This window comes from Pseudomonas saliphila (assembly GCF_008638345.1).
Classification (GTDB): domain Bacteria; phylum Pseudomonadota; class Gammaproteobacteria; order Pseudomonadales; family Pseudomonadaceae; genus Halopseudomonas; species Halopseudomonas saliphila.
Genome location: NZ_VTVA01000002.1, coordinates 376,320 through 397,486 on the forward strand (window position 1 = coordinate 376,320; position 21,167 = coordinate 397,486).

Annotated in this window: 22 protein-coding genes and 1 tRNA gene; 19 read left to right on the plus strand and 4 right to left on the minus strand. The window is 62.0% G+C overall.

The annotated features are described in order from the left end of the window. Window positions 1-6: 6 nt before the first annotated feature. The 4 genes from secD to queA all read right to left on the minus strand — a co-directional run bounded on the left by secD (window position 7) and on the right by queA (window position 4,502). Entirely contained in the window at window positions 7-1,875 is a 1,869-nt protein-coding gene (secD, locus tag FHK95_RS03735) for a protein translocase subunit SecD (protein WP_150303250.1), read from the minus strand. A 63-nt stretch (window positions 1,876-1,938) separates the two neighbouring features. Then, window positions 1,939-2,271: a preprotein translocase subunit YajC gene (yajC, locus tag FHK95_RS03740; protein ID WP_150303251.1), complete on the minus strand. Its 333-nt coding sequence runs from the start codon at window positions 2,269-2,271 to the stop codon at window positions 1,939-1,941. A 57-nt stretch (window positions 2,272-2,328) separates the two neighbouring features. Continuing rightward, window positions 2,329-3,447: a tRNA guanosine(34) transglycosylase Tgt gene (gene tgt / locus FHK95_RS03745; RefSeq protein ID WP_150303311.1), complete on the minus strand. Its 1,119-nt coding sequence runs from the start codon at window positions 3,445-3,447 to the stop codon at window positions 2,329-2,331. Window positions 3,448-3,452: 5 nt separating this feature from the next. Beyond that, entirely contained in the window at window positions 3,453-4,502 is a 1,050-nt protein-coding gene (queA, locus tag FHK95_RS03750) for a tRNA preQ1(34) S-adenosylmethionine ribosyltransferase-isomerase QueA (protein ID WP_150303252.1), read from the minus strand. Between the two features lie 120 nt (window positions 4,503-4,622). Here queA and FHK95_RS03755 point away from each other — a divergent pair. The 19 genes from FHK95_RS03755 (at window position 4,623) to FHK95_RS03845 (ending at window position 21,164) form a co-directional block, all read left to right on the plus strand. Further along, window positions 4,623-4,709 (plus strand) — tRNA-Leu (locus tag FHK95_RS03755). A 263-nt stretch (window positions 4,710-4,972) separates the two neighbouring features. Beyond that, complete coding sequence (locus FHK95_RS03760) at window positions 4,973-5,641, plus strand: beta-ketoacyl synthase chain length factor (RefSeq protein ID WP_150303253.1); 669 nt, start codon at window positions 4,973-4,975, stop codon at window positions 5,639-5,641. Then, entirely contained in the window at window positions 5,638-6,462 is an 825-nt protein-coding gene (locus FHK95_RS03765) for a lysophospholipid acyltransferase family protein (RefSeq protein WP_150303254.1), read from the plus strand. The genes FHK95_RS03760 and FHK95_RS03765 overlap by 4 nt, the downstream gene beginning before the upstream one ends. Further along, window positions 6,398-6,667 carry a phosphopantetheine-binding protein gene (locus tag FHK95_RS03770; protein WP_150303255.1) on the plus strand — a complete coding sequence of 90 codons (270 nt, stop codon included), beginning with the start codon at window positions 6,398-6,400 and terminating at the stop codon, window positions 6,665-6,667. The genes FHK95_RS03765 and FHK95_RS03770 overlap by 65 nt, the downstream gene beginning before the upstream one ends. Beyond that, window positions 6,657-6,920, plus strand: a complete 264-nt coding sequence (locus FHK95_RS03775; protein ID WP_150303256.1) for an acyl carrier protein — start codon at window positions 6,657-6,659, stop codon at window positions 6,918-6,920. Before FHK95_RS03770 ends, FHK95_RS03775 begins: the two co-directional genes overlap by 11 nt. 3 nt (window positions 6,921-6,923) lie before the next feature. Further along, window positions 6,924-7,460 carry a COG4648 family protein gene (locus FHK95_RS03780; RefSeq protein ID WP_206668527.1) on the plus strand — a complete coding sequence of 179 codons (537 nt, stop codon included), beginning with the start codon at window positions 6,924-6,926 and terminating at the stop codon, window positions 7,458-7,460. Beyond that, a complete protein-coding gene (locus FHK95_RS03785) occupies window positions 7,457-9,166 on the plus strand; it encodes an AMP-binding protein (protein ID WP_150303257.1) in 1,710 nt (569 codons plus the stop codon). The genes FHK95_RS03780 and FHK95_RS03785 overlap by 4 nt, the downstream gene beginning before the upstream one ends. Continuing rightward, a complete protein-coding gene (locus FHK95_RS03790) occupies window positions 9,159-9,917 on the plus strand; it encodes a glycosyltransferase family 2 protein (RefSeq protein WP_150303258.1) in 759 nt (252 codons plus the stop codon). The genes FHK95_RS03785 and FHK95_RS03790 overlap by 8 nt, the downstream gene beginning before the upstream one ends. Further along, complete coding sequence (locus FHK95_RS03795; protein ID WP_150303259.1) at window positions 9,914-10,852, plus strand: LpxL/LpxP family acyltransferase; 939 nt, start codon at window positions 9,914-9,916, stop codon at window positions 10,850-10,852. The genes FHK95_RS03790 and FHK95_RS03795 overlap by 4 nt, the downstream gene beginning before the upstream one ends. Further along, window positions 10,845-12,410 carry an HAL/PAL/TAL family ammonia-lyase gene (locus FHK95_RS03800; protein WP_150303313.1) on the plus strand — a complete coding sequence of 522 codons (1,566 nt, stop codon included), beginning with the start codon at window positions 10,845-10,847 and terminating at the stop codon, window positions 12,408-12,410. The genes FHK95_RS03795 and FHK95_RS03800 overlap by 8 nt, the downstream gene beginning before the upstream one ends. Continuing rightward, on the plus strand, window positions 12,397-12,834 hold the full coding sequence (locus tag FHK95_RS03805; protein WP_150303260.1) for an acyl-CoA thioesterase: 438 nt from the start codon (window positions 12,397-12,399) through the stop codon (window positions 12,832-12,834). Before FHK95_RS03800 ends, FHK95_RS03805 begins: the two co-directional genes overlap by 14 nt. Further along, window positions 12,831-13,379, plus strand: a complete 549-nt coding sequence (locus FHK95_RS03810; protein WP_150303261.1) for a LolA family protein — start codon at window positions 12,831-12,833, stop codon at window positions 13,377-13,379. Before FHK95_RS03805 ends, FHK95_RS03810 begins: the two co-directional genes overlap by 4 nt. Window positions 13,380-13,381: 2 nt before the next feature. Next, window positions 13,382-15,691: an MMPL family transporter gene (locus FHK95_RS03815; RefSeq protein ID WP_150303262.1), complete on the plus strand. Its 2,310-nt coding sequence runs from the start codon at window positions 13,382-13,384 to the stop codon at window positions 15,689-15,691. Then, window positions 15,669-16,958: an NAD(P)/FAD-dependent oxidoreductase gene (locus FHK95_RS03820; protein ID WP_178114701.1), complete on the plus strand. Its 1,290-nt coding sequence runs from the start codon at window positions 15,669-15,671 to the stop codon at window positions 16,956-16,958. The genes FHK95_RS03815 and FHK95_RS03820 overlap by 23 nt, the downstream gene beginning before the upstream one ends. Next, complete coding sequence (locus tag FHK95_RS03825) at window positions 16,955-17,533, plus strand: DUF3261 domain-containing protein (RefSeq protein WP_150303263.1); 579 nt, start codon at window positions 16,955-16,957, stop codon at window positions 17,531-17,533. The genes FHK95_RS03820 and FHK95_RS03825 overlap by 4 nt, the downstream gene beginning before the upstream one ends. After that, a complete protein-coding gene (locus FHK95_RS03830; protein ID WP_235906701.1) occupies window positions 17,518-18,702 on the plus strand; it encodes a beta-ketoacyl-ACP synthase in 1,185 nt (394 codons plus the stop codon). Before FHK95_RS03825 ends, FHK95_RS03830 begins: the two co-directional genes overlap by 16 nt. Continuing rightward, window positions 18,695-19,186, plus strand: coding sequence for an ApeP family dehydratase (locus FHK95_RS03835; RefSeq protein WP_150303264.1), 492 nt, complete (start codon window positions 18,695-18,697; stop codon window positions 19,184-19,186). Before FHK95_RS03830 ends, FHK95_RS03835 begins: the two co-directional genes overlap by 8 nt. Next, the gene (gene fabG / locus FHK95_RS03840; RefSeq protein ID WP_150303265.1) at window positions 19,183-19,908 is read left to right on the plus strand and encodes a 3-oxoacyl-ACP reductase FabG; all 726 of its coding nucleotides are present in this window, start codon (window positions 19,183-19,185) and stop codon (window positions 19,906-19,908) included. Before FHK95_RS03835 ends, fabG begins: the two co-directional genes overlap by 4 nt. After that, window positions 19,908-21,164 carry a beta-ketoacyl-ACP synthase gene (locus tag FHK95_RS03845; protein ID WP_150303266.1) on the plus strand — a complete coding sequence of 419 codons (1,257 nt, stop codon included), beginning with the start codon at window positions 19,908-19,910 and terminating at the stop codon, window positions 21,162-21,164. The genes fabG and FHK95_RS03845 overlap by 1 nt, the downstream gene beginning before the upstream one ends. Window positions 21,165-21,167: the final 3 nt, after the last annotated feature.

Consider the following 21,167-nt stretch of genomic DNA (forward strand, 5'->3'; position numbering starts at 1 on the left):
GAGCCCTCATAGCCAAAGCTTCTTGATGTCACGTCCACCGATGGACAAGTTGATCATGGCGCGAGTCACCATGATGGCGCTGAACATCGAGGTCAGGATCCCGAGCGACAACGTTACGGCGAAGCCCTTGATCGGGCCGGTGCCCATGGCGAACAGAATCACACCCACCAGCAAGGTAGTCAGGTTGCCGTCGACAATCGCCGAGAATGCCTTGTCATAGCCTTCGTGCAAGGCGCGCTGCGGAGACATTCCCGCTGCGATCTCCTCCTTGATACGGGAGAATATGAGCACGTTGGCATCGACCGCCATACCCAGCGTCAGCACGATACCGGCAATACCAGGCAGCGTCAGCGTAGCGCCTAACATGGACATCAGTGCCAGCAACAGCACGAGATTGATGGTCAGCGCGATGCCGGCCACAAAACCGAATGCCTTGTAGAGCACCAGCATGAAAATCAGCACCAGGAAGAAACCCACCTGTGTGGCCGAAATACCCTTGGCGATGTTCTCCGCACCCAGGCTCGGACCGATGGTCCGTTCTTCAACGAAATGCATCGGTGCCGCCAGCCCACCAGCGCGCAGCAGCAGCGCCAGCTCGGAGGCTTCAGCCGGCGAATCCAGACCGGTAATACGGAACTGATTACCCAGTGTGCTTTGGATGGTGGCCAGACTGATGATGGATTTCTCTTCCACGAACGCCGGGACCTCGACGGTCTGCATTTCCCCGTCGACTTCCTGCTGCACCTGGCGGCTGATCTGACGCTGCTCGATAAAGAGCACCGCCATGCCACGACCGATGTTATTGCGCGTAGCGCGGGTCATCAGCTCGCCACCGTGACCATCCAGACGGATGTTGACCTGCGGCCGGCCGTTCTCGTCAAAATTCGACTGCGCGTCAGTCACCTGATCGCCGGTAAGAATGATGCTGCGTTCGATGTCAGCCGGCGGACGACCCTCTTGGCGAAAATCGAAACTTTCCACGGTAGCGCGGGGTGCATTCGGCTCGGCCGCCAGACGAAACTCGAGGTTTGCCGTCTTGCCGAGAATACGCTTGGCCTCGGCCGTGTCCTGCACGCCCGGCAACTCGACCACGATGCGGTTAGCGCCCTGGCGCTGAACCAGCGGCTCGGCCACACCCAGCTCATTGACCCGATTGCGTACAGTAGTCAGGTTCTGGCTGACCGCGTAGTCGCGAATTTCCGACAGCTCCGCATCAGTCAGCGTCATTTGCAGCACCTGCAAGTCCTGACGGGTGCTGGTGGTGATCTGGAACTGGGTAAATTGTCCCGAAACGAACCGGCGAGCCTCATCGAGCTCATCGGCATCATTGAAACCGAACTGCAGCATGTTGCCCTGAGTCGGCAAGCTGCGATAACGGATGCGCTCGCCACGCAACAGGCTGCGCACTTCGCTCTCGTAGACATTCAGGCGATTCTCGATCGCCTTTTCCATGTCGACTTCCAGCAGGAAGTGCACGCCGCCGGACAAATCCAGACCGAGCGTCATGGGACCTGCACCGATATTAATCAGCCAGTCGGGAGTGGTCGGCGCCAGATTCTGCGCCACGACATAGTCAGTGCCGAGGCTGCGCTTAACCACATCCTGTGCCGGAAGCTGTTGTCCGCGGTTAACCAGACGAACCAGGCCGGAGCTGCCGTTATCTGCAACCTCGACGCCCTTGGTCGCGATACCGGCCTGCTCCAGCGCCGATTCGATGCGCGACAGGTCGTTGTCGTTGATTGTCTGAGTGGAGCTTGCGCCGGAGATCTGTATGGCTGGATCGTCCGGATAGAGATTCGGCAGGGCGTAGATCGCCCCGAGCCCGATGACCACCAGGATCAGCAGGTATTTCCAGAGAGGGTAACGATTGAGCATGTGAAGGCCCGCTAACGATCCGGGCGCCCATTGAGGCGCCCGGATACGAGGATTATTGACGAATCAGATGGCTTTCAGCGTGCCCTTCGGCAGTGCAGCGACTACAGCGCCCTTCTGGAACTTGAGCTCCTGACCATCGCCCACTTCAAGAACGATGAACTCGTCGGTGACCTTGCGTACCTTGCCGAGGATGCCACCGCCGGTGACCACTTCGTCACCAACACTGATGCCGCTGATCAGATTCTTGTGTTCCTTGGCGCGCTTGGCCTGGGGACGCCAGATCATCAGATAGAAGATGACCAGAAAACCGAGCAGGAAAACCCACTCGAAACCACCTCCCATAGGGGCGGCTCCGTCAGCGGTCTGAGCCATGGCGGCGGGGATGAAAAAACTCATGTGTAACTCCTGTTATGTACGCGCAAGAAAAGATTAATGGGGCCTCCCTGGCGCTTTTCAAGCCTCAAGAGGAGGTACCGGCAGGCCGAGCCGAGCGTAGAATTCATCTACAAAGCGGGACAATGTACCCTGTTGAATGGCACCGCGCAAACCGGCCATAACACGTTGATAGTGCCGCAGGTTATGGATGGTGTTGAGCATGCTGCCAAGCATTTCGCCACACTTATCCAGGTGATGCAGATAGGCCCGGGTGAAGTTCTGGCAGGTGTAACAATCACACCCCGGATCAAGCGGCGAATCATCGTGACGATGCACGGCATTGCGAATCTTGATCACCCCGCTATCGGTGAACAAATGACCGTTACGGGCGTTGCGCGTGGGCATCACGCAGTCAAACATATCGACGCCGCGGCGCACACCTTCTACCAGATCCTCCGGCTTGCCCACCCCCATCAGGTAACGCGGTTTGTCAGCCGGCATCTGCGGCGGCAGGAAATCCAGCACCCTGATCATTTCCGGCTTGGGTTCGCCAACAGACAGCCCGCCGATGGCCAGGCCATCGAAACCGATCTGCTCCAATCCCTCCAGGGAACGCATACGCAGATCTTCATGCATGCCGCCCTGCACGATACCGAACAGCGCCGACGGGTTGCCTTCATGGGCAGCCTTGGAACGCTTTGCCCAGCGCAGCGACAACTCCATCGAGCGGCGCGCGACATCTTCCTCGGCAGGATAGGGCGTGCATTCGTCAAAGATCATCACGATATCGGAGCCCAGATCACGCTGGACCTGCATCGACTCCTCGGGCCCCATGAACACCTTGGCACCGTCCACCGGCGACGAGAAGTACACCCCCTCCTCCTTGATCTTGCGCATCGCGCCCAGGCTGAACACCTGAAAACCGCCGGAGTCGGTGAGGATCGGGCCTTTCCACTGCATGAAATCGTGCAGATCGCCGTGTTTTTTGATTACCTCGGTGCCCGGCCGCAGCCAGAGGTGGAAGGTATTACCCAGGATAATCTGTGCACCGGTCGCCTCGATGTCGCGCGGCAGCATGCCTTTCACTGTGCCGTAAGTACCCACCGGCATGAACGCTGGCGTCTCGACTACACCCCGCGGAAAAGTCAGCCGGCCACGACGCGCCTTGCCATCAGTGGCCAACAATTCGAACTGCATATGACTCATTGAATATCCTCGGGTCCGGTTGCGGCCGGGTTGCGGGTGATGAACATCGCATCACCATAACTGAAGAAGCGATAACGCTCGGCGATGGCAGCGTGATAGGCGGCCATGGTCTGCGCGAAACCGGCAAAAGCCGACACCAGCATCAGCAGCGTCGACTCGGGCAGGTGGAAATTGGTCACCAGCGCATCGACCACATGGAAGGGTCTGCCGGGATAGATGAAGATGTCGGTATCCCCGCTGAAGGGCTTCAACTCACCATCGCGCGCCGCTGTTTCCAGCGAGCGCACGCTGGTCGTACCCACCGCGATGACCCGCCCGCCACGCGCCTTGCAGGCATTGACCGCATCGACCACCGCCTGGCTGACTTCCAGCCACTCGGTGTGCATATGGTGCTCTTCGATACGCTCCACCCGCACTGGCTGGAAGGTGCCCGCGCCCACGTGCAGTGTCACCTGCGCCGTCTCCACGCCTTTTTCGGCAATGGCATCGAGCAGCTGGTTATCGAAATGCAGGCCCGCAGTAGGCGCCGCGACTGCGCCCTCACGCTGCGCATACACGGTCTGGTAGCGCTCCCGATCAGCCGTTTCATCAGGCCGATCAATATAGGGTGGCAGCGGCATATGCCCAACCCGCTCAAGCAGCGGTAGCACCGGCTCATTGAAAGCCAGTTCAAACAAGGCGTCATGCCGGCCAAGCATCTCGGCCTGCGCATCGCCGTCGAGCAATATCTTGGTGCCGGGCTTCGGCGACTTGCTGGAGCGCACATGGGCCAGCACCCGATGCGAATCGAGGACCCGTTCGATGAGGATTTCCAGCTGACCGCCGGTTTCCTTGCGGCCAAACAGACGCGCAGGAATGACCCGGGTGTTGTTGAACACCATCAGATCGCCGGGGCGCAGAAACTCCAGCAGATCAACAAATTGCCTGTGTTGCAACTCGCCGGACGGCCCGTCCAGGCAAAGCAGACGGCTACCCCGTCGCTCGGCCAACGGGTGCCGTGCAATGAGGTCATCCGGGAGATCAAATTGAAAATCGCTGACGCGCATGCTGAGGTCGATCCGGTGGGAATGAAAAGGCGCGTATATTAGCGGAAATACTCGTGCCAGACCATTGACCTTGCCCGTATCCGATTCGTATACTCCGCGCCGGCTTGCTTGAAGCGCAAAGCCTCGATGGCGGAATTGGTAGACGCGGCGGATTCAAAATCCGTTTCTGGTGACAGAGTGGGAGTTCGATTCTCCCTCGAGGCACCATTCGCAGCAGCGAATGGTAATAAGGCAGAACGGCCCGTATGGGACGCAACCTGCCAGATGCTCAGCAACATCTGAATTTCTCAGCACTACCCTCAATGGCTGCTCCGGCCGAAAATAATCCCGCAAGTCCCTGTCATAATTCACATTTGTCTATTTCCGGCCGCCATGCGTCTGATTATTACTGATTAGTTTCAAGGGCTTCTGGTCGTAACATTTCATAACGATTAAGATGAGCCGCTTATCACCAATACAGCGATTCATGGATGAAGTATCCCGTTCACATCGAAGACTGGGTAGCCTGGACGGCTGACTCGGGGCTTTCGATTCGGCCAGGCCACGCCCTTACTGAGCGCCTGAACGAGTCGATACTGCCGCGCATGCTGCGCCGTCGACTCAATGCGACCGGCCGGGCCGTCTGTGATGCAGCCAGTGTGCTGGACGACGGTGCGGGCTCTCCCCTTATTCATGCGTCCCGCCACGGTGATGTCAGTAGCTCTCTGGAAATGCTTCAGGGACTCGAATCCGGCGATCCCGTTTCCCCAAGCAGCTTTTCCATGTCGGTGCATAACGCCGTGCTGGGCGTGTATTCAATTGCTCGCCAGCATCGCGGTCCGACCCAGGCCCTTGCCGCCTGCGGTAATGAATTCGAGGCACTGATTACCGAAGCAGCGGGTTATCTCGCCACCGGTCAGCACGCCGTGATTGCGATATTCTCCGAGGGCGAAATCCCCCTGCCTTTGCAGTCGCATACCGAATCGCCCCTCTGCCCCTGCGTGGTAGCCCTGAGGCTGACCAGCGAAACGGGGCAGCGTCTGCTGGCCGAGCCTACCGTAGCGGCCGCGCGACCCACGCCCCTGCAGGTAATCGACTGGCTCAGCCAGGATCACACCGCCCTGGTTGCTCGCCACCGCTGGTTTCTGGAGCGCCTATGACCCTGGATCAGTGGCGACGCGGTCTCGGCACCGCCATTTCGTTCAGTGCGTTCGGAATCGGTGGTCTTGTCATCGGGGTACTCATCGCTCCGCTGCTGCTGATAGTCATACGTGACGATAGGCGGCGCCAGCAGATGACCCGGGAACTGATACGCCAGGCCTTCAGGGGATTCATTGGCCTGATGCGCATTCTCGGCGTGGCCGAATCGCACATTGGCAACGCGCAACAGCTGAACCGCCCTGGCCTGTTGATTCTTGCCAACCACCCCTCGCTGATTGATGTGATCTACCTGATTGCCAACACGCCCAATGCCAACTGCATCGTCAATGGGCACCTGGTCAGAAACCCCTTTACCCGGGGCCCGATCAATGCCGCAGGCTATATCACCAACAGCGATCCGGAGGCGGTACTCGCGGCCGCAAAGGTCAGTCTCGCCGCTGGCAACTCGCTGATTCTGTTCCCCGAAGGGACCCGAACCACGCCTGCGCAGCCCATCCGCTTTCGCCGTGGCGGCGCCAATATCGCGTTGCATACCGGCACGCCTATTACCCCAGTGTTAATTCGCTGCACGCCAACCACCCTGACCAAGGGCGAGCCCTGGTACCGAATCCCACCAAGCAGGATACGTATGGAGCTTCAGGTTCTGGCCGATGTGCCGATACCTGATGAACCTAACCGCGCCGTCAGGCACCGAGCCAGAGCGCTTACCGCCTGGCTGACCGATCATTTCAATCAAGAGCTGGAGCAGTTCTCCCATGACCGAGACACAAGACCTGTCCCTGGAAATCAAGCGGATGATTATCGACACGCTGGAGCTTGAGGACATCACTCCGGACGACATCGAGCCACAGGCAGCATTGTTCGGTGACGGACTGGGTCTGGATTCGATCGACGCCCTGGAACTCGGCCTGGCATTGCAGAAGCGCTACGGCATCAAACTGGATGCCGAAGCCGAGGAAACGCGCAGTCACTTCGCCAGCCTCAATGCCCTGACTGCTCTGGTGGAGGCCCGCCGTGTCCACTGATACGCCTGTTGCGAACACCGAGGTATTCGATTACCTGAGCAAGACGCTGGTCGATCTGTTCGATGTTGATCCGGAGGCAATCACCCCCGAAGCGCGTCTGTACGAGGATCTCGATATCGACAGCATCGATGCCGTCGATATGGTGGTCGAGCTGAAACGCTTTACCGGCCGGCGTATTGATCCGGAAGACTTCAAGTCCGTGCGCACCGTGCAGGACGTGGTCGACGCAGTCGATCGCCTGATGCAGCGCTAAGTCGTGAAGCTGAGTTTCACCTCTGCGCTTGGCGCGCTGGTTATGCTGCTCTGGCCGGTTCTGGTTCTGACCCTGCACGCGCAACTGGGTAGCTGGCCACTGTTGATCGTGGGCGCCGCGCTGCTTGCCTGGCGCCTGCCGCAAGCCAGAGCGCTGGCTATCATCGCCGGGCTGGTACTGGTCAGCATGGGCTTGCTCGGCCACGCGGAACTGGGCATGCGCGCCTACCCGATTGCTATCAGCCTGATCATGCTAACGCTGTTCGCTGGTAGCTTGATCCGCGGCATGCCGATTATTGAGCGGCTGGCCAGAGTGCGCGAGCCGGATCTGCCAAGCGAAGGGGTGATCTACACGCGGCGCGTAACCTGGGCCTGGTGCGGGTTCTTCGTGGTCAACGGCGGAATTTCTGCCTGGACCGCGCTCTATGCCGATCTCGCCACCTGGACGCTGTATAACGGTTTCATCAGCTACTGCCTGATGGGCCTGATGTTCGCCGGTGAATGGGTGTGCCGCCGACATGTACGGGGAGCAGCCGCATGAGCTTCGTCTCCCTTTGCCAGTTACCCTGGCGCCGACCTGCACCGATAGCCTCCGCCCTGCCCGCCCATTGGACGGACTCTGCGCGATTACTCGAGCGGGTCGATGCCTGGCGCGGTTGGCTGGAAGGTCGCCCAGCGGGACGCTGGATTCTGTGTCAGCCCGACCCACTCGAATTCACCGGCGCCCTGCTTGCGCTCTGGGAAACCGGACGGATTGCGGTGCTGCCGGCGGATGACCGGCCCGGGACACTGGCAGGCCTGATTGGCAGCACTGACGGACAGATTCCCGCGCAGCTGGATGTCCCGAACCACTCGCGCGCCCTGCCCCACGCACCGGCGGCGATCACGCCGACCACCGCGGCCCTTGCGCTATACACCTCTGGCTCCACCGGACAGCCGGTCGAGTTCGCCAAGAGCTTTGCGCAACTGGATGCCGAGCTCGCGGTGCATCACCAATTGTGGCCGTTGACCGAAGCTAATGGCGTCATCGCCCAGGTCAGTCATCAGCATATCTACGGGCTGCTGGCCGCAGTCCTGCATCCACTGTGTTCGGGCGCGGCCTTCTGTGGCGAGGATTGCCATTATCCGGAGCGGCTGGCCGAGCGCATGACCGAAGCCGGGCTGGCGGGGTTATCGCCAGTCATGGTCAGCTCGCCGCCGCAACTGGCACGCACCCCCGAGCATATCGACTGGTCGGCATTGCCGCGTCTGCAACGGGTGTTTTCGTCAGGAGCTCCTTTAGCCCAGGCCCATGCCGAACGCGCGGAATCGCTACTCGGCGCACCCGTCATCGAGATCTATGGCAGCACCGAGACTGGCGGCATTGCCCAGCGCCGACAGACTGTGACTGATGCCTGGCAGGCATTGCCGGACGTTGAGCTGACCTTCGAGGGCGAGGGTCTGGCGCTGCGCTCACCCTTTCTCGCTGAACCTGAGCAATGGTGGCAGCAGCCTGACCGCGTGAGCGGCACGCCTGAGCGTTTTCACTTGCTCGGCCGCGACGACCGGCTGGTAAAGATCGGCGGCAAGCGGGTATCGCTCGACCGCATTGAACGTTTGCTGGCAGAGCACCCGAGGGTGATGTCAGCGCGCTGCGTTGATCTGGGGCGTAACGATGGCCGCCTCGGCTGTATCCTTGTGATGGACACATCCAGCCTTCCCCACGAACATCCGCAGCGCCATGAGCTGGCCCGGCAGCTGCGCGAACGGCTGGCTGCGCATATCGAGCAGGTCACCATTCCACGCTACTGGCGTTTCGTAGAAGCATTGCCCTGCAACGCGCAGGGCAAGCTGGATCGCAGCCTCATCGAGCGCCTGTTCGAAGATCTGGTGGACGATCGTAAACCCCGCTGGCTCGGCACCGACTTGTTGGATGGCCGCTCATGCTCGCTCGCACTTGAAGTGCCCGAACGGCTGATTTTTCTCGACGGCCACTTTGACGAATTCCCCATCGTGCCCGGCGTGGTCATAGTGCAATGGGCGGTCCAGCAGGCAGAACGGAGCTTTGGCCAGCTCGGCGACTTCGCCGGCTGCGAACAGCTGAAATTCCAACGACCGCTACGCCCCGGCATGCGTCTGCGGCTGGATCTGACGCAACGCGAGAACGGCATCGCCTTCGCCTTCCATTCACATGAAGGCAAGCACGCCAACGGCCGGATCAGCTTCAGGGCAGCCACAGTAGCGACTACCGAGGTGGCCGATGACTGATGGGCGCATCTGCATCCTGATACCGGTGTATAACCACCCCGACAGCATCACAGCCGTGTGCGCCTCGGTGGCGCCTTTCAGGCTCCCCGTACTGCTGGTCGATGACGGCTCCGATGCCCGCTGCGCCGGCGTGCTGGACGGGTTAGCCGCGCAGGGCCACCTGCTACTGCGTTTATCCCACAATCAGGGCAAAGGGGCAGCGGTGCGCGCTGGCCTGCAACACGCCGAGCAGCTGGGCTTTACCCATGCGTTGCAGATCGACGCGGACGGGCAGCATGCGGTCGCCGACTTGCCTGGCTTTCTCGCGGCAGCCGAACACACCCCACAGGCGCTGACCATCGGCTATCCGCGTTATGACGCCAGCGTCTCCCGCTCTCGCTTTTACGGGCGCTACGCCACGCACATCTGGGTCTGGATCAATACGTTATCGTTGGATATTCGCGATTCCATGTGCGGCGCGCGGCTGTATCCCCTGCGCGAGGTCAACGCACTGCTGAACCGGCATGCCTGCGGCGACCGCATGGCCTTTGATACCGAGATTCTGGTGCGTTGGCACTGGGCCGGCGGCCAGTTGCGTAACCTACCGGTACGGGTGCACTACCCCACCGACGGCGTCAGCCATTTCCGCCTGTTGCGCGATAACCTGCAAATCTCCGGCATGCATACACGATTGTTCTTCGGCATGCTGCTGCGGCTACCGCGTTTGCTGGCGGCCCGGCTGCGGCGGCGAAGCATGGAGGCCGCGGGATGAGCCACTGGGCACGGATCGGCGAGCGCGGCAGCCTGAGGGGCATGCAGGCGATGGTCTTCATCCAGCGTCGTCTGGGTCGCTGGCCATTCCTGCTGGTCCTGCGCCCGGTGATCCTCTGGTATTTCCTTTCGCACCGCACGGCGCGCAGGGCATCCGCTGACTATCTATGCCGGCTGGATCCCTCGCTCGAGCGACGCCCCTTCGCCCTGTTCTGGCAAAGCTACCGGCACTTTCTGCAATTCGGCGATGCGCTGATGGACAAGGTCGCGGCCTGGAGCGATTCCATCGGGGAAGATCGCCTGCGCGGTGACGGATTCCGGCATTTTGGCGAGGCCATCCGCGCGGGACGCGGCGGTATCGTATTGGTCGCCCACCATGGCAATCTAGATATCGCCAATGCGCTGGCCAGGTATCACCCCGAGCTGGACCTGACGGTGATGATGCACACGCGCAATGCCGGCAAATTCAACGCGCTACTGGAACGGGTAACCGGCCAGCCGCGACCCAATGTATTGGAAGTCACTGAAATCGGCCCCGCTACTGCGCAGGAGCTGGCCGAGCGGATCCAGCGCGGCGGTTTCGTGGTCATCGCTGCCGACCGCATTCCGATCACGGGCGCGCGGCTACGCCAGCTGTCCTTCCTTGGGGACAACGCTGCGTTCCCCGAGGGCCCCTTTTTACTGGCCATGTTATTGCGGTGTCCGCTATACACCCTGTCCTGCGTCCGCGACGACCAGGGTTTTCAGATCGACTTCGAACTATTCGATGATCTGACCGACCTGCCCCGCAAGGCGCGGGACGCCTGGATCGGGCGGGCCATGCCGCGCTTCGCCGATCAGTTGGCGGTCCGGGTACGGCAACACCCGTTGCAATGGTTCAATTTCTATCCCTTCTGGCAAAGCGATACGGGAAATACGCATGACGATAATGCTTGAGGTGCCAACGGACTGCACCACTGACACCCCGCTGCTGCTCGACGGGTCACCGGTTAGTCTGGAAGACGTCTTGGCGGTGGCCGAAGGACGGCGCAAGGTGCTGCTGTCCTGCGATGCCGTCTTCCGGGAGCGTATCGCCAAGGGCAACGCCTTCCTCGAGCGCCTGCTTGCCGAAGAAGGCGTGATCTACGGCGTGACCACCGGCTACGGTGATTCCTGTACCCGTGCGGTGGCTGCCGAGGATCTGGAAACCCTGCCCCACCAGCTGTTTACCTTCCACGGCTGCGGGCTCGGCCAGGCGCTCTCGGTCGAAGCCGCGCGTGCCGTGGTGCTCGTGCGTCTCGTGTCCCTGTGTCGTGGCTATTCGGGCGTAACCCTGGGGCTGCTCGAACGCCTGACCTGGCTGCTGGAACATGACGTGATGCCCGTCATTCCCGAGGAAGGCTCGGTGGGCGCCAGCGGCGATCTGACGCCCTTGTCCTACCTCGCGGCGGTACTGTGCGGCGAACGCGACGTGCTCTACCAAGGCGAACGTCGGCCGACCGCAGAGGTATTTGCCGAGCTTGGCCTGACGCCATACCGGCTGCGGCCCAAGGAAGGCCTGGCCCTGATGAATGGCACGGCCGTGATGACCGCGCTCAGCGTGTTTGCATTCAGCCGCTGCGCCTATCTCGCGCAACTGGCTTCGCGCATCACCGGTCTGGCGGTCTATGCACTGGATGGCAACCCTTACCATTTCGATGCCGACCTCTTTGCTGCCAAGCCGCACCCCGGGCAGAATCGCGTTGCCGACCGTCTCCGTGAGGATCTGCATGCGCCGAGCACGCCGCGCAATTCACCGCGCCTGCAGGACCGCTATTCCACGCGCTGCGCGCCCCACGTCATCGGCGTGGTGGAAGACGCTTTGCCCTTCTGGCGCCAGTTCCTCGAGACCGAGCTCAACAGTGCCAATGACAATCCGCTGATCGACGTCGAGAACGGCAAGATCATGCACGGCGGGCACTTTTATGGCGGCCACGTTGCCTTCGCCATGGACAGTCTGAAGCAGGCCGCCGCCAACCTGGCCGACCTGCTTGATCGGCAGCTGGCGCAGCTGGTCGATACCCGTTTCAGTCACGGGTTGCCCAGCAATCTCAGCGGCGCCACGCCACAGCGCGCACCGCTCAATCATGGCTACAAGGCGGTGCAGATCGGCGCGTCGGCCTGGACGGCCGAAGCGCTCAAGCTGACCATGCCAGCCAGCGTGTTTTCCCGCTCCACCGAATGCCATAACCAAGACAAGGTCAGCATGGGCACCATTGCGGCGCGCGACGCGTTGCGCGTATTGACGCTGGTCGAGCAGGTGGCCGCCGCCGCGCTGCATGCGTCCTGCCAGGCGCTGGAACTGCGCGCCGCCAGACCGGACGCCGAAGCACCGCCAAAGCAGCTGCATGCCTTTGTCGCCGAGTGCCGCGAACATTTTGCGCCGCTTGGTGAAGACCGGGCACTGGAAACCGACCTGCGCTTGCTCTGTGAGCTGATCCGCACCCGCCACTGGAGGTTGTATGACGCCGGATGATCGCCCGCTGCCGTCGGTCGAAGTGGAGATGACCATCCCCTTCCACGACGTCGACATGATGGAAATCGTCTGGCACGGTCACTATGTTCGCTACCTGGAAATCGCGCGCTGCGAGCTGCTGGACCGGATCGACTACAACTATCTGCAGATGCGCGAGTCCGGTTTCGCCTGGCCGGTGATCGACATGCGCTTGCGCTATGCCCAGCCAATGCGCTTCACCCAGCGCATCGCCATCGAAGCACGCCTGACCGAGTGGGAACATCGCCTCAAAGTCGATTACACCATCCGGGATGCGGTAAGCCGCCAGCGCCTGACCCGTGCCTGGAGCGTGCAGGTGGCGGTGGACATGGCTACCCGGGAAATGTGCCTGGGTTCGCCGCAGCTGTTGGTCGATAAACTGCTCACTTGGCAGGCGCTACAGTGATACAGCGCCCCGTACTTACCCTGGGCGTGCTAGCGCTGGTATGGGCCAGCCTGCCGGCCCACGCCCAAACCCCCGACGCAGCGTTGCGAGAGCATTTGCGCACCAATGCGCCCGCATGCGGCGAGTTCGAGCAGTCCCGCTGGCTGGCCGATTTCGACATGCACCTCAACAGCCGTGGCACCTTTCAGCGTCAGGACCAGGGTCTGATCTGGCGTACGCTTCAGCCGGTGCACAGTGAAGTCGTACTGTCTGAGAACAATCCCGATCTGCCCCTCGGCTATCAGGCGGTACTGCCCATTTTCAACGGTTTGCTGGCCGGCAACTGGCAGAGTCTGGATCAGTACTTCGCAACCACTCTGAGCGGAACTGCCGATGCATGGCGCGCCGAACTGGCGCCCCGCAATGCTCAGGCCGCGCAACTGAGCGGCCTGAGCATCGAGGGCGCGGCCCAGCTTGAACGCATCACCATATCCTTCAATGATGGCGACCGCATGGACATTCACCTGACCGAAACCGCCTGTCCCCCTCCGGTCGAGGCGCACTGACAATGAAGCAGCCCAGCGCCGACAAGCGTATTCAGATTGGAGCCTGGCTCTGGGGCCTGGTGCTGCTTGTCTGCGCGGGCCTGCTTGGTTGGCAGCTGAATGGCGGCGCGCGCTGGGACACGCGTATCGTCAGCCTGCTGCCTGACACGCCGCAGTCTGACCTGGTGATGCGCGCCGAGAAGCGTCTGGCTGAAGGCGCCGAGGATGACTTCGCGCTGCTGGTCAGCGGACCGCAGCCGCGGCGCCTCGCCGAGGACCTTCGTTCACGCCTGCTAGGTCAGCGTGTTTTGCTGCCGAGTGAGGGCTTCTCTGGTGAACGGCCCGACCAGGCTCTCGCGGATTTTCGCTATCAATTGCTTGCCGACTCAATGGCCACGGCCGATGCAGAGGTCTGGATAGCGCGCGCCCTGTCCCGGCTGTTCAGTCCCGGCCTGGACAATGATCTGCGCAATGACCCCTTCGGTTTGCAGGACGCCTGGATTCAACAACAATTGGGCACGCAGGTGCGTGTGGATGGCGACTTCCCGGTAGTTGGCGGGCCAGATGAGCGCTGGCTACTGGTCAGCGGCCGTTTGGGCGCCAGCGCGTATGACATGAGGCTGCAAGCCGCACTGGGTGAAGTGCTTGAGGGCTTTCAGGCCGAGCAGCCTCAGGCACGGATCCTGCGCGCCGGGCTGGTGTTTCATGCCGCCGCGGGTGCCCAACAGGCGCGCCAGGAGATATCCACCATCGGCATCGGCTCGTTGCTCGGCATTCTGCTCATGCTCTGGTGGGTGTTTCGCAACCCACTGACCCTGGTCAGTCTGATGCTGCCGGTCGCCTGTGGCCTGCTGGTCGCGCTGCCTATCAGCTGGTTGATCTTCGGCTCACTGAATTTGCTGACGCTGGCCTTCGGTGCCAGCCTGATTGGCATCGCCGTCGATTATGCGTTGCATCTGCAATGCGCGCGGCATCTCGCCCCCGAACAACCCCTGACGCGGTTATGGCCAGCGCTGTTGCTGGGTCTGATATCCAGCCTCGCGGCCTACCTTATCCAGCTCGCAACACCTTTTCCCGGACTGCGGCAGATGGCAACCTTCGCCGCACTGGGGCTGATCGGCGCCTGGTTGACGGTGCGCCTGTGGCTACCCCTGATCCCGGTTCGCCAGCACCCCGCGACCGGCCGCATCGCCGATTGGCTTGGTCGACTACGGCTGTCAGACGGTGCACGCCTGCCATGGCTGGCTCTAGGGGCAGTCGCACTGCTGGCCATCCTGCTCATCCTGTTCCGCCTGCAGCCCAGTGATGACCTGCGCCAGCTGAATCCCTCACCCGCGGAATTGATCGCCGAACAGCAACAGGTGCAGAAGCTGCTGCAGCGCCCTGGCGGCAGCCATTATCTGATCGTCAGCGCGGAGACGGATGATGCGCTGTTGGCGCGGCTGGAGCAGTTGGATGCCGCCCTGGTCGATCTGGCCGACAAGGGGCATCTCGACACTTACCGGCATCTGGCCAAGGCCGTGCCTTCGGCCGAACGCCAGCGACAGAATCTGCAGCGTGTCAGCGCCATGCATGCCAGCGCCTTACCGCAACTGGCCGCGCGCGCCGGTCTGCCCGCCGATGCGCTGTCTACCCGTATCCAAGCCAATCCACAGCCCTTCACCCGCGCCGACTGGTTTGCCACGCCCTTCGGCGCCGCGGACCAGTTGCTCTGGCTGGAAGCATCGGACGCGCGGCCGGCTTCACTCGTACTGCTGGGCGACGCCAATGCGGCCGGGCGCCACGTGTTACAGACCTTGTCGCTGGCTGAAGACGTGCACTATCACGACCGCGTCGCGCAGCTCGGACAGGTTCTCGGCGCTATCCGCGACAGCATCGCGCTATGGCTGGGCGTCGCCATCGCGGGGCTTGCCCTGGTATTCACCTGGCGCTACGGCACAGCGGTATGGCGTGTGCTCTTGCCGCCGGTGGGCGCCATTCTGGTCAGCCTGGCTGTACTGGCATTCAGTGGAACCGGGCTGACGCTGTTCCACCTGCTGGGTTTGCTGCTGGTGCTAGGCATAGGCCTGGACGCGGGCATATTCAGTGTCGAGCATGCCGACAACCCCGCCTCGTGGCTGGGCATCACGCTATCCTGCGCATCCAGCCTGCTGGCCTTTGGGTTACTTTCATTCAGTGCTACGCCGGCGCTGGCGCACCTTGGCATCACCTGCCTGATCGGCCTGGGCACCACATGGTTGCTGGTGCCTTTCGCCAAAGCCGGCAGCGTGCCGCTCACCTCTTCAATTTCTGTTTCAGGGAAAGACCCGCATGGAAAAGCGCAACCACAGTAGTCCTGCAATACAGACTGACGAAACCGATGTCGCCATTATCGGTGCGGGTCCATCCGGCGCCGCCGCGGCTGCCTGGCTCGCCCGCAATGGGCTGCGTGTGCAGGTAATTGAGCGCAGTCTGTTTCCGCGTTTTTCAATTGGCGAGAGCCTGCTCCCGCAGTGCATGGTGCACCTTGAAACCTGCGGCCTGCTGGATGCTGCCCTGGCCGGTGGCTTTCAGGTCAAGAATGGCGCGGCCTTTACCTGGCGCGGTAAAACCACCGCCATCGACTTTCGCGACAAGTTCAGCGATGGGCCCGGCACCACCTGGCAGGTGCCACGCGATGATTTTGATCAACGCCTGATCGAAGGCGCCCGTGAAGCCGGCGCGCAGGTGCAGTTCGAAACACTGGTCGAGGATTTTACCGCCGATGCCGAGCGCCCCAGCCTTACGCTGCGAACCAAGGACGGGCAGCGCCGCATTCTTCGAGCGCGCTTCATTCTCGACGCCAGTGGCTACGGACGCGTGCTGTCGCGTCTCGCCAACCTGTCGAAAGCCTCCACCCTGGAATCGCGCTGCGCACTGTTCATGCACGTCGAAGACCGCATCGATCATCCCGGTCATGACCGCGAAAAAATCCTCATCGGCGTGCATCCCGTCCATCCAGGCGTGTGGTACTGGCTGATCCCCTTCAGTGACGGGCGCTGCTCGGTTGGAGTGGTGGGAGACAGAGATACGCTACAGGCCGCCGGTGGCGACGATACCAGCCGCCTCTGGCACTTCCTGAATGAGGAGCCAACGCTGGCTGAGCTGTTGCAGAACGCGACGCAGGTTCGGGAGACCAACCGGCTGGAAGGCTACTCCGCCGACGTCGAGCGTTTGCATGGCCCGGGCTTCGCCCTGCTGGGCAATGCCGGCGAGTTCCTCGACCCGGTGTTCTCCTCCGGTGTCACCGTCGCACTGGATTCGGCCATGCGCGCGGCGCCGCTGGTCAAACGCCAGCTAGCCGGCGAAACGATCGACTGGGACCTGGAGTTCGAGCAACCGCTGCGCCGCGGCGTCGCCACGTTCCGCGAGTTCGTTGAAGCCTGGTATGACGGCCGCTTGCCGAAGATCATCTTCAATGAACAACAGTCGCCGCGTATCCGCTCGATGATCAGCTCGGTGCTCGCTGGCTACGCCTGGGATCAGAGCAACCCCTTCGTATCGGCCAGCCGCAGACGACTGAACAGTCTGGCAGAAGCCTGCTCCGCCGAGACGGTCACCGATGAGCTGGTACCCCTGTGATCAGAGGGTTGCGCCTTGATCCATGCGCGGGTCTCAGCCTGTTGCTGGCGTGTCTGTGGCTGAGCGGCTGCGCCACGTTGTCCGGGCGCGCTCCGGCTCCCGATCTGGCCACGCTGCCAGCGAGTGCTCCGCGCACCCAGCACCTGACAATCGAGCACGACGGCGAACGGCAACAGCTGCTCGCCGTACTCCGTCACGACCAGTCGGTTTTGCGTATGGCGTTGCTCAGCCCGCAGGGCCAGCGCCTGCTGACGCTGGAGCAGGACGGTGACGGCGCGCGTTTTTTACCCGGCGCGGCCTTTGAACCGCCGATTTCGGCACAATGGCTGGCGGAGCGACTTGCCTGGAGCCTGTGGCCCGTCGAGGAACTGGAGCGCGCCTTTGCGGATTCGCGCTGGGCTGTACAGCGGCAAGAAGGAGGTCATAGCATTTATTACAGGAAGCAGTTAATGGCGACCGTGACCGACCGCGGAAGCTGCCATATCGTTGACGATCTGCAGGCCGGCTATCGCCTGTATCGCACCACTGTCGAGCCGAACGCCATCCATAACGAGTCGCCATGCCCAGCCCCATGAACGTCACTTCAGCGTGCCGGCTTTCACGGCCTGCCCTTATCTGCTCGCTGGGCGATAACCTCGACGCGATCTCTGAGGCGCTGTTCGCGGGACAGCGCAAACTCGCTGTCAGCGACCGTTTCACTCCAGATCGCCCGCTACCGCTGGGAACCGTTAGCGCCGAGTTGCCTGACCCAAGCGCATGGCCCGCCAAGCACCGGTCGCGCAATAACCAGCTATTGGCGGCAGCCCTGGAGCAACTGCAGCCGGACATCGACGCGTTCCGACTCCGCCAGCCGGGTGCTCGCATAGGCGTCGTTCTGGGCACCAGCACCTCGGGCATCGGCGAGACCGAACTTGCGTTGGCCGCCAGAGAAAACGATCAGTGGCCCGAGGATTTTCACTATCAGCGCCAGGAAATCGGAGCGCCTTCGAAGTTTCTTGCCGAGCGGCTTAACAGCGACGGTCCAGCGCACACGATATCAACCGCCTGCACGTCCAGTGCCCTCGCGCTGAGCAGTGCCTACCGCCTGCTGGCCGCCGGCCTGTGCGATGCGGTAATTGCCGGTGGGGCCGACAGCCTGTGCGGCCTGACGGTTAACGGGTTCGGCTCGCTTGAAGCCTTGAGCAGCGAGCTCTGCCAACCCTTCTCCAGCAACCGTCGGGGCATCAATCTGGGCGAGGCCGCCGCCCTGTTTCTGGTCACCAATGAGCCGGGCGGAACGCAACTGGTCGGCTATGGCGAAAGCAGCGACGCCCATCATATTTCTGCCCCGCACCCTGAGGGGGCCGGCGCAATCGCCGCGATGCAGGCAGCGCTGACCATGGCTTCGTGCGCGCCTGAAGATATTGGTTATCTGAACCTGCACGGCACCGCGACCCGGCAGAATGACAGTATGGAGGCACTGGCCGTGCACCAGGTTTTCGGGTCGCATCTTCCCTGCAGCTCGACCAAGGCGCTGACCGGGCATACTCTGGGCGCCTGTGGCGCACTGGAATCTGCGTTCTGCTGGCTGGCATTGAATGCTGGGCGACTACCGCCGCACATCAACGACGGTCAGACCGATGCGGACCTCCCTTCGCTCGCGTACGCCAGCCCGGCACGCTTTGACGGCAGGCGCGCCATGAGCAATTCATTCGCCTTCGGCGGTAACAATGTCTCCCTGCTATTGGAGCGCCAGGATGGTTGAGACCCCTTATAGCCAGCTCGTACTACCCTGCGATATCAGCCCCTACGTGCCCCATCAGCGGTGCATGTGTCTGCTGGACCGCCTGCTGGATGTGGGCGAAGAACACCTGCGCGCCGACGTGATGCCGAAAGCTCAGGATCTGTTCGCCACCGAAACTGGCATTCCCGGATGGGTCGGTCTGGAGTGGCTGGCGCAAGCAATCGCCGCCTGGGCCGGCGTTCAGCGGGCAACCTGCGGAGCAAAGCCTGCAGTCGGCTTTCTGCTTGGCACCCGTCGTTATCAATCCAAGCAGGCGTCTTTCACCTTTGGCGAGCGCATTACCGTGGAAATATTTCTGGATTTTCGCGCCGACAATGGGCTGGGCGCTTTCCGCGGACAGTTACTCGATGGCGATAACCAGGTCGTCGCCACCGCCATGCTCAACGTTTTTCAGCCAGACTCCGACGAAGCGCTGGCTGCCATGCAGAACGGAGAAACACCATGACCGAGACCATACTGGTGACCGGCTCGAGCCGTGGCATCGGCCGCGCCATCGCACTCCGCTTGGCCCGCGACGGTTTTGATATCGTCCTGCATTGCCGCAACCGACTGGACGCCGCGCAGGCGGTCGCCAGAGAGATCGAAGATCTGGGTCGGAGCGTGCGCATCCTGCAATTTGACGTCGCCGACCGCGAGTCCACCCGGCAAGCCTTGGAAGCAGATATCGAAACCTATGGCGCCTACTATGGGGTGGTCTGCAATGCCGGCATCACTGCCGACGCGGCCTTTCCGGCACTGACCGACGACAACTGGGACAGCGTGATTCATACCAACCTGGACGGCTTTTATAATGTATTGAAGCCGCTCTCGATGCCGATGATCAGACGCCGTAAGCCCGGCCGTATTGTCATCATGTCCTCGGTTTCCGGCTTGATGGGCAACCGCGGCCAGGTCAATTACAGTGCGGCCAAGGCAGGGTTGATCGGCGCCGCCAAGGCGCTGGCGGTCGAACTGGCCAAGCGCAAGATTACCGTCAACAGCGTCGCACCCGGCCTGATCGACACCGAGATGGTCGACGAACACGTACTCGAGGCCGCGCTGAAGGCAATACCCATGCAGCGTATCGGCACCAGTGAAGAGGTCGCCGCGACCGTAGCCTTTCTCTGCTCCAGGGATGCGGGCTATATCACGCGGCAGGTTTTTGCAGTCAATGGAGGAATGTGCTGATGGAATCAGCTCAGCGTAAGGATGGCCTGGGCCGTCGCGTGGTCATCACCGGCATGGCCGGGTTCTCGCCGATAGGGCATGACTGGGCGGCTATCCGCGATCGGCTCGAACGGATGCAGACCGGCGTGCAGCACATGCCGAATTGGGATGAGTACGAAGGACTCAATACGCGCCTGGGTGCGCCGGTGCAGGATTTCGCCCTGCCCCGCCACTACACCCGGCGTGTTCTGCGCAGTATGGGCCGCGGTGCGCAGATGGCGACCAGAGCCACCGAGCTGGCACTCACTGATGCAGGCCTGCTTGACCACCCGCTGCTCACCAGTGGCGATCTGGGCATTGCCTACGGCTCCTCCGCCGGCGAGCCGGATGCGGTGGCAGATTTCGGCAATATGCTGCTCAACAAGTCCACCGACGGACTGAATGCCAACTCCTACATCCGCATGATGGCACACACCGCTGCGGTGAATATCGGGGTGTATTTCGGTATCCGCGGTCGCATCCACACCACTTCCAGCGCCTGCACGTCCGGCAGCCAGGGCATTGGTTATGCCTACGAGGCAATCCGCTTCGGCCGGCAGAAGGCAATGGTCGCGGGCGGCTGCGAGGAGTTGTCAGCCTCTGAGGCGGCCGTTTTCGATACGCTGTTTGCAACCAGTACCCGCAACGATGCGCCCCACACCTCGCCGCGCCCGTTCGATGCAAAACGTGACGGACTCGTCGTCGGCGAAGGCGCCGGCACCCTTATACTCGAAGATCTTGAACATGCGCTGGCGCGCGGTGCCCCTATTTATGCCGAACTGCTCGGCTTCGGCACTAACAGCGACGGTCGCCATGTCACCCAACCCGATGCCCAGATGATGGAACAGGCAATCCGCATGGCTCTGACTGACGCGCAACTTTCCCCGGAACAGATCGGTTATGTCAGCGCCCATGGCACCGCCACCAACCTGGGCGATATCGCCGAGAGTCAGGCTACGCATGCGGTGTTCGGTGGCAAAACGCCAATCAGTGCGATGAAGAGTTTCACCGGCCATACGCTGGGAGCCTGCGGCGCGCTGGAAGCCTGGGCCGCTATTGAAATGGCCCGTGACGGACGCTTCCACGCCTGCGCCAACCTGGACGAGGTCGACCCGGCCTGTGCAGCGCTGGACTACATCACCGGGGAATCGCGCAGCATCGACTGCCAGTACGTCATGAGCAACAACTTTGCCTTTGGCGGCATCAATACCTCGCTGGTACTGGGCCGCTGGGACTGATCA

What these genes read in the sequence shown, in the direction of transcription:
- secD (WP_150303250.1), bottom strand. Translation starts at nt 1,875, where the DNA reads ATGCTCAATCGTTACCCTCTCTGGAAATACCTGCTGATCCTGGTGGTC.
- yajC (WP_150303251.1), bottom strand. Translation starts at nt 2,271, where the DNA reads ATGAGTTTTTTCATCCCCGCCGCCATGGCTCAGACCGCTGACGGAGCC.
- tgt (WP_150303311.1), bottom strand. Translation starts at nt 3,447, where the DNA reads ATGCAGTTCGAATTGTTGGCCACTGATGGCAAGGCGCGTCGTGGCCGG.
- queA (WP_150303252.1), bottom strand. Translation starts at nt 4,502, where the DNA reads ATGCGCGTCAGCGATTTTCAATTTGATCTCCCGGATGACCTCATTGCA.
- FHK95_RS03760 (WP_150303253.1), top strand. Translation starts at nt 4,973, where the DNA reads ATGAAGTATCCCGTTCACATCGAAGACTGGGTAGCCTGGACGGCTGAC.
- FHK95_RS03765 (WP_150303254.1), top strand. Translation starts at nt 5,638, where the DNA reads ATGACCCTGGATCAGTGGCGACGCGGTCTCGGCACCGCCATTTCGTTC.
- FHK95_RS03770 (WP_150303255.1), top strand. Translation starts at nt 6,398, where the DNA reads ATGACCGAGACACAAGACCTGTCCCTGGAAATCAAGCGGATGATTATC.
- FHK95_RS03785 (WP_150303257.1), top strand. Translation starts at nt 7,457, where the DNA reads ATGAGCTTCGTCTCCCTTTGCCAGTTACCCTGGCGCCGACCTGCACCG.
- FHK95_RS03790 (WP_150303258.1), top strand. Translation starts at nt 9,159, where the DNA reads ATGACTGATGGGCGCATCTGCATCCTGATACCGGTGTATAACCACCCC.
- FHK95_RS03795 (WP_150303259.1), top strand. Translation starts at nt 9,914, where the DNA reads ATGAGCCACTGGGCACGGATCGGCGAGCGCGGCAGCCTGAGGGGCATG.
- FHK95_RS03800 (WP_150303313.1), top strand. Translation starts at nt 10,845, where the DNA reads ATGCTTGAGGTGCCAACGGACTGCACCACTGACACCCCGCTGCTGCTC.
- FHK95_RS03805 (WP_150303260.1), top strand. Translation starts at nt 12,397, where the DNA reads ATGACGCCGGATGATCGCCCGCTGCCGTCGGTCGAAGTGGAGATGACC.
- FHK95_RS03815 (WP_150303262.1), top strand. Translation starts at nt 13,382, where the DNA reads ATGAAGCAGCCCAGCGCCGACAAGCGTATTCAGATTGGAGCCTGGCTC.
- FHK95_RS03820 (WP_178114701.1), top strand. Translation starts at nt 15,669, where the DNA reads ATGGAAAAGCGCAACCACAGTAGTCCTGCAATACAGACTGACGAAACC.
- FHK95_RS03830 (WP_235906701.1), top strand. Translation starts at nt 17,518, where the DNA reads ATGCCCAGCCCCATGAACGTCACTTCAGCGTGCCGGCTTTCACGGCCT.
- FHK95_RS03835 (WP_150303264.1), top strand. Translation starts at nt 18,695, where the DNA reads ATGGTTGAGACCCCTTATAGCCAGCTCGTACTACCCTGCGATATCAGC.
- fabG (WP_150303265.1), top strand. Translation starts at nt 19,183, where the DNA reads ATGACCGAGACCATACTGGTGACCGGCTCGAGCCGTGGCATCGGCCGC.
- FHK95_RS03845 (WP_150303266.1), top strand. Translation starts at nt 19,908, where the DNA reads ATGGAATCAGCTCAGCGTAAGGATGGCCTGGGCCGTCGCGTGGTCATC.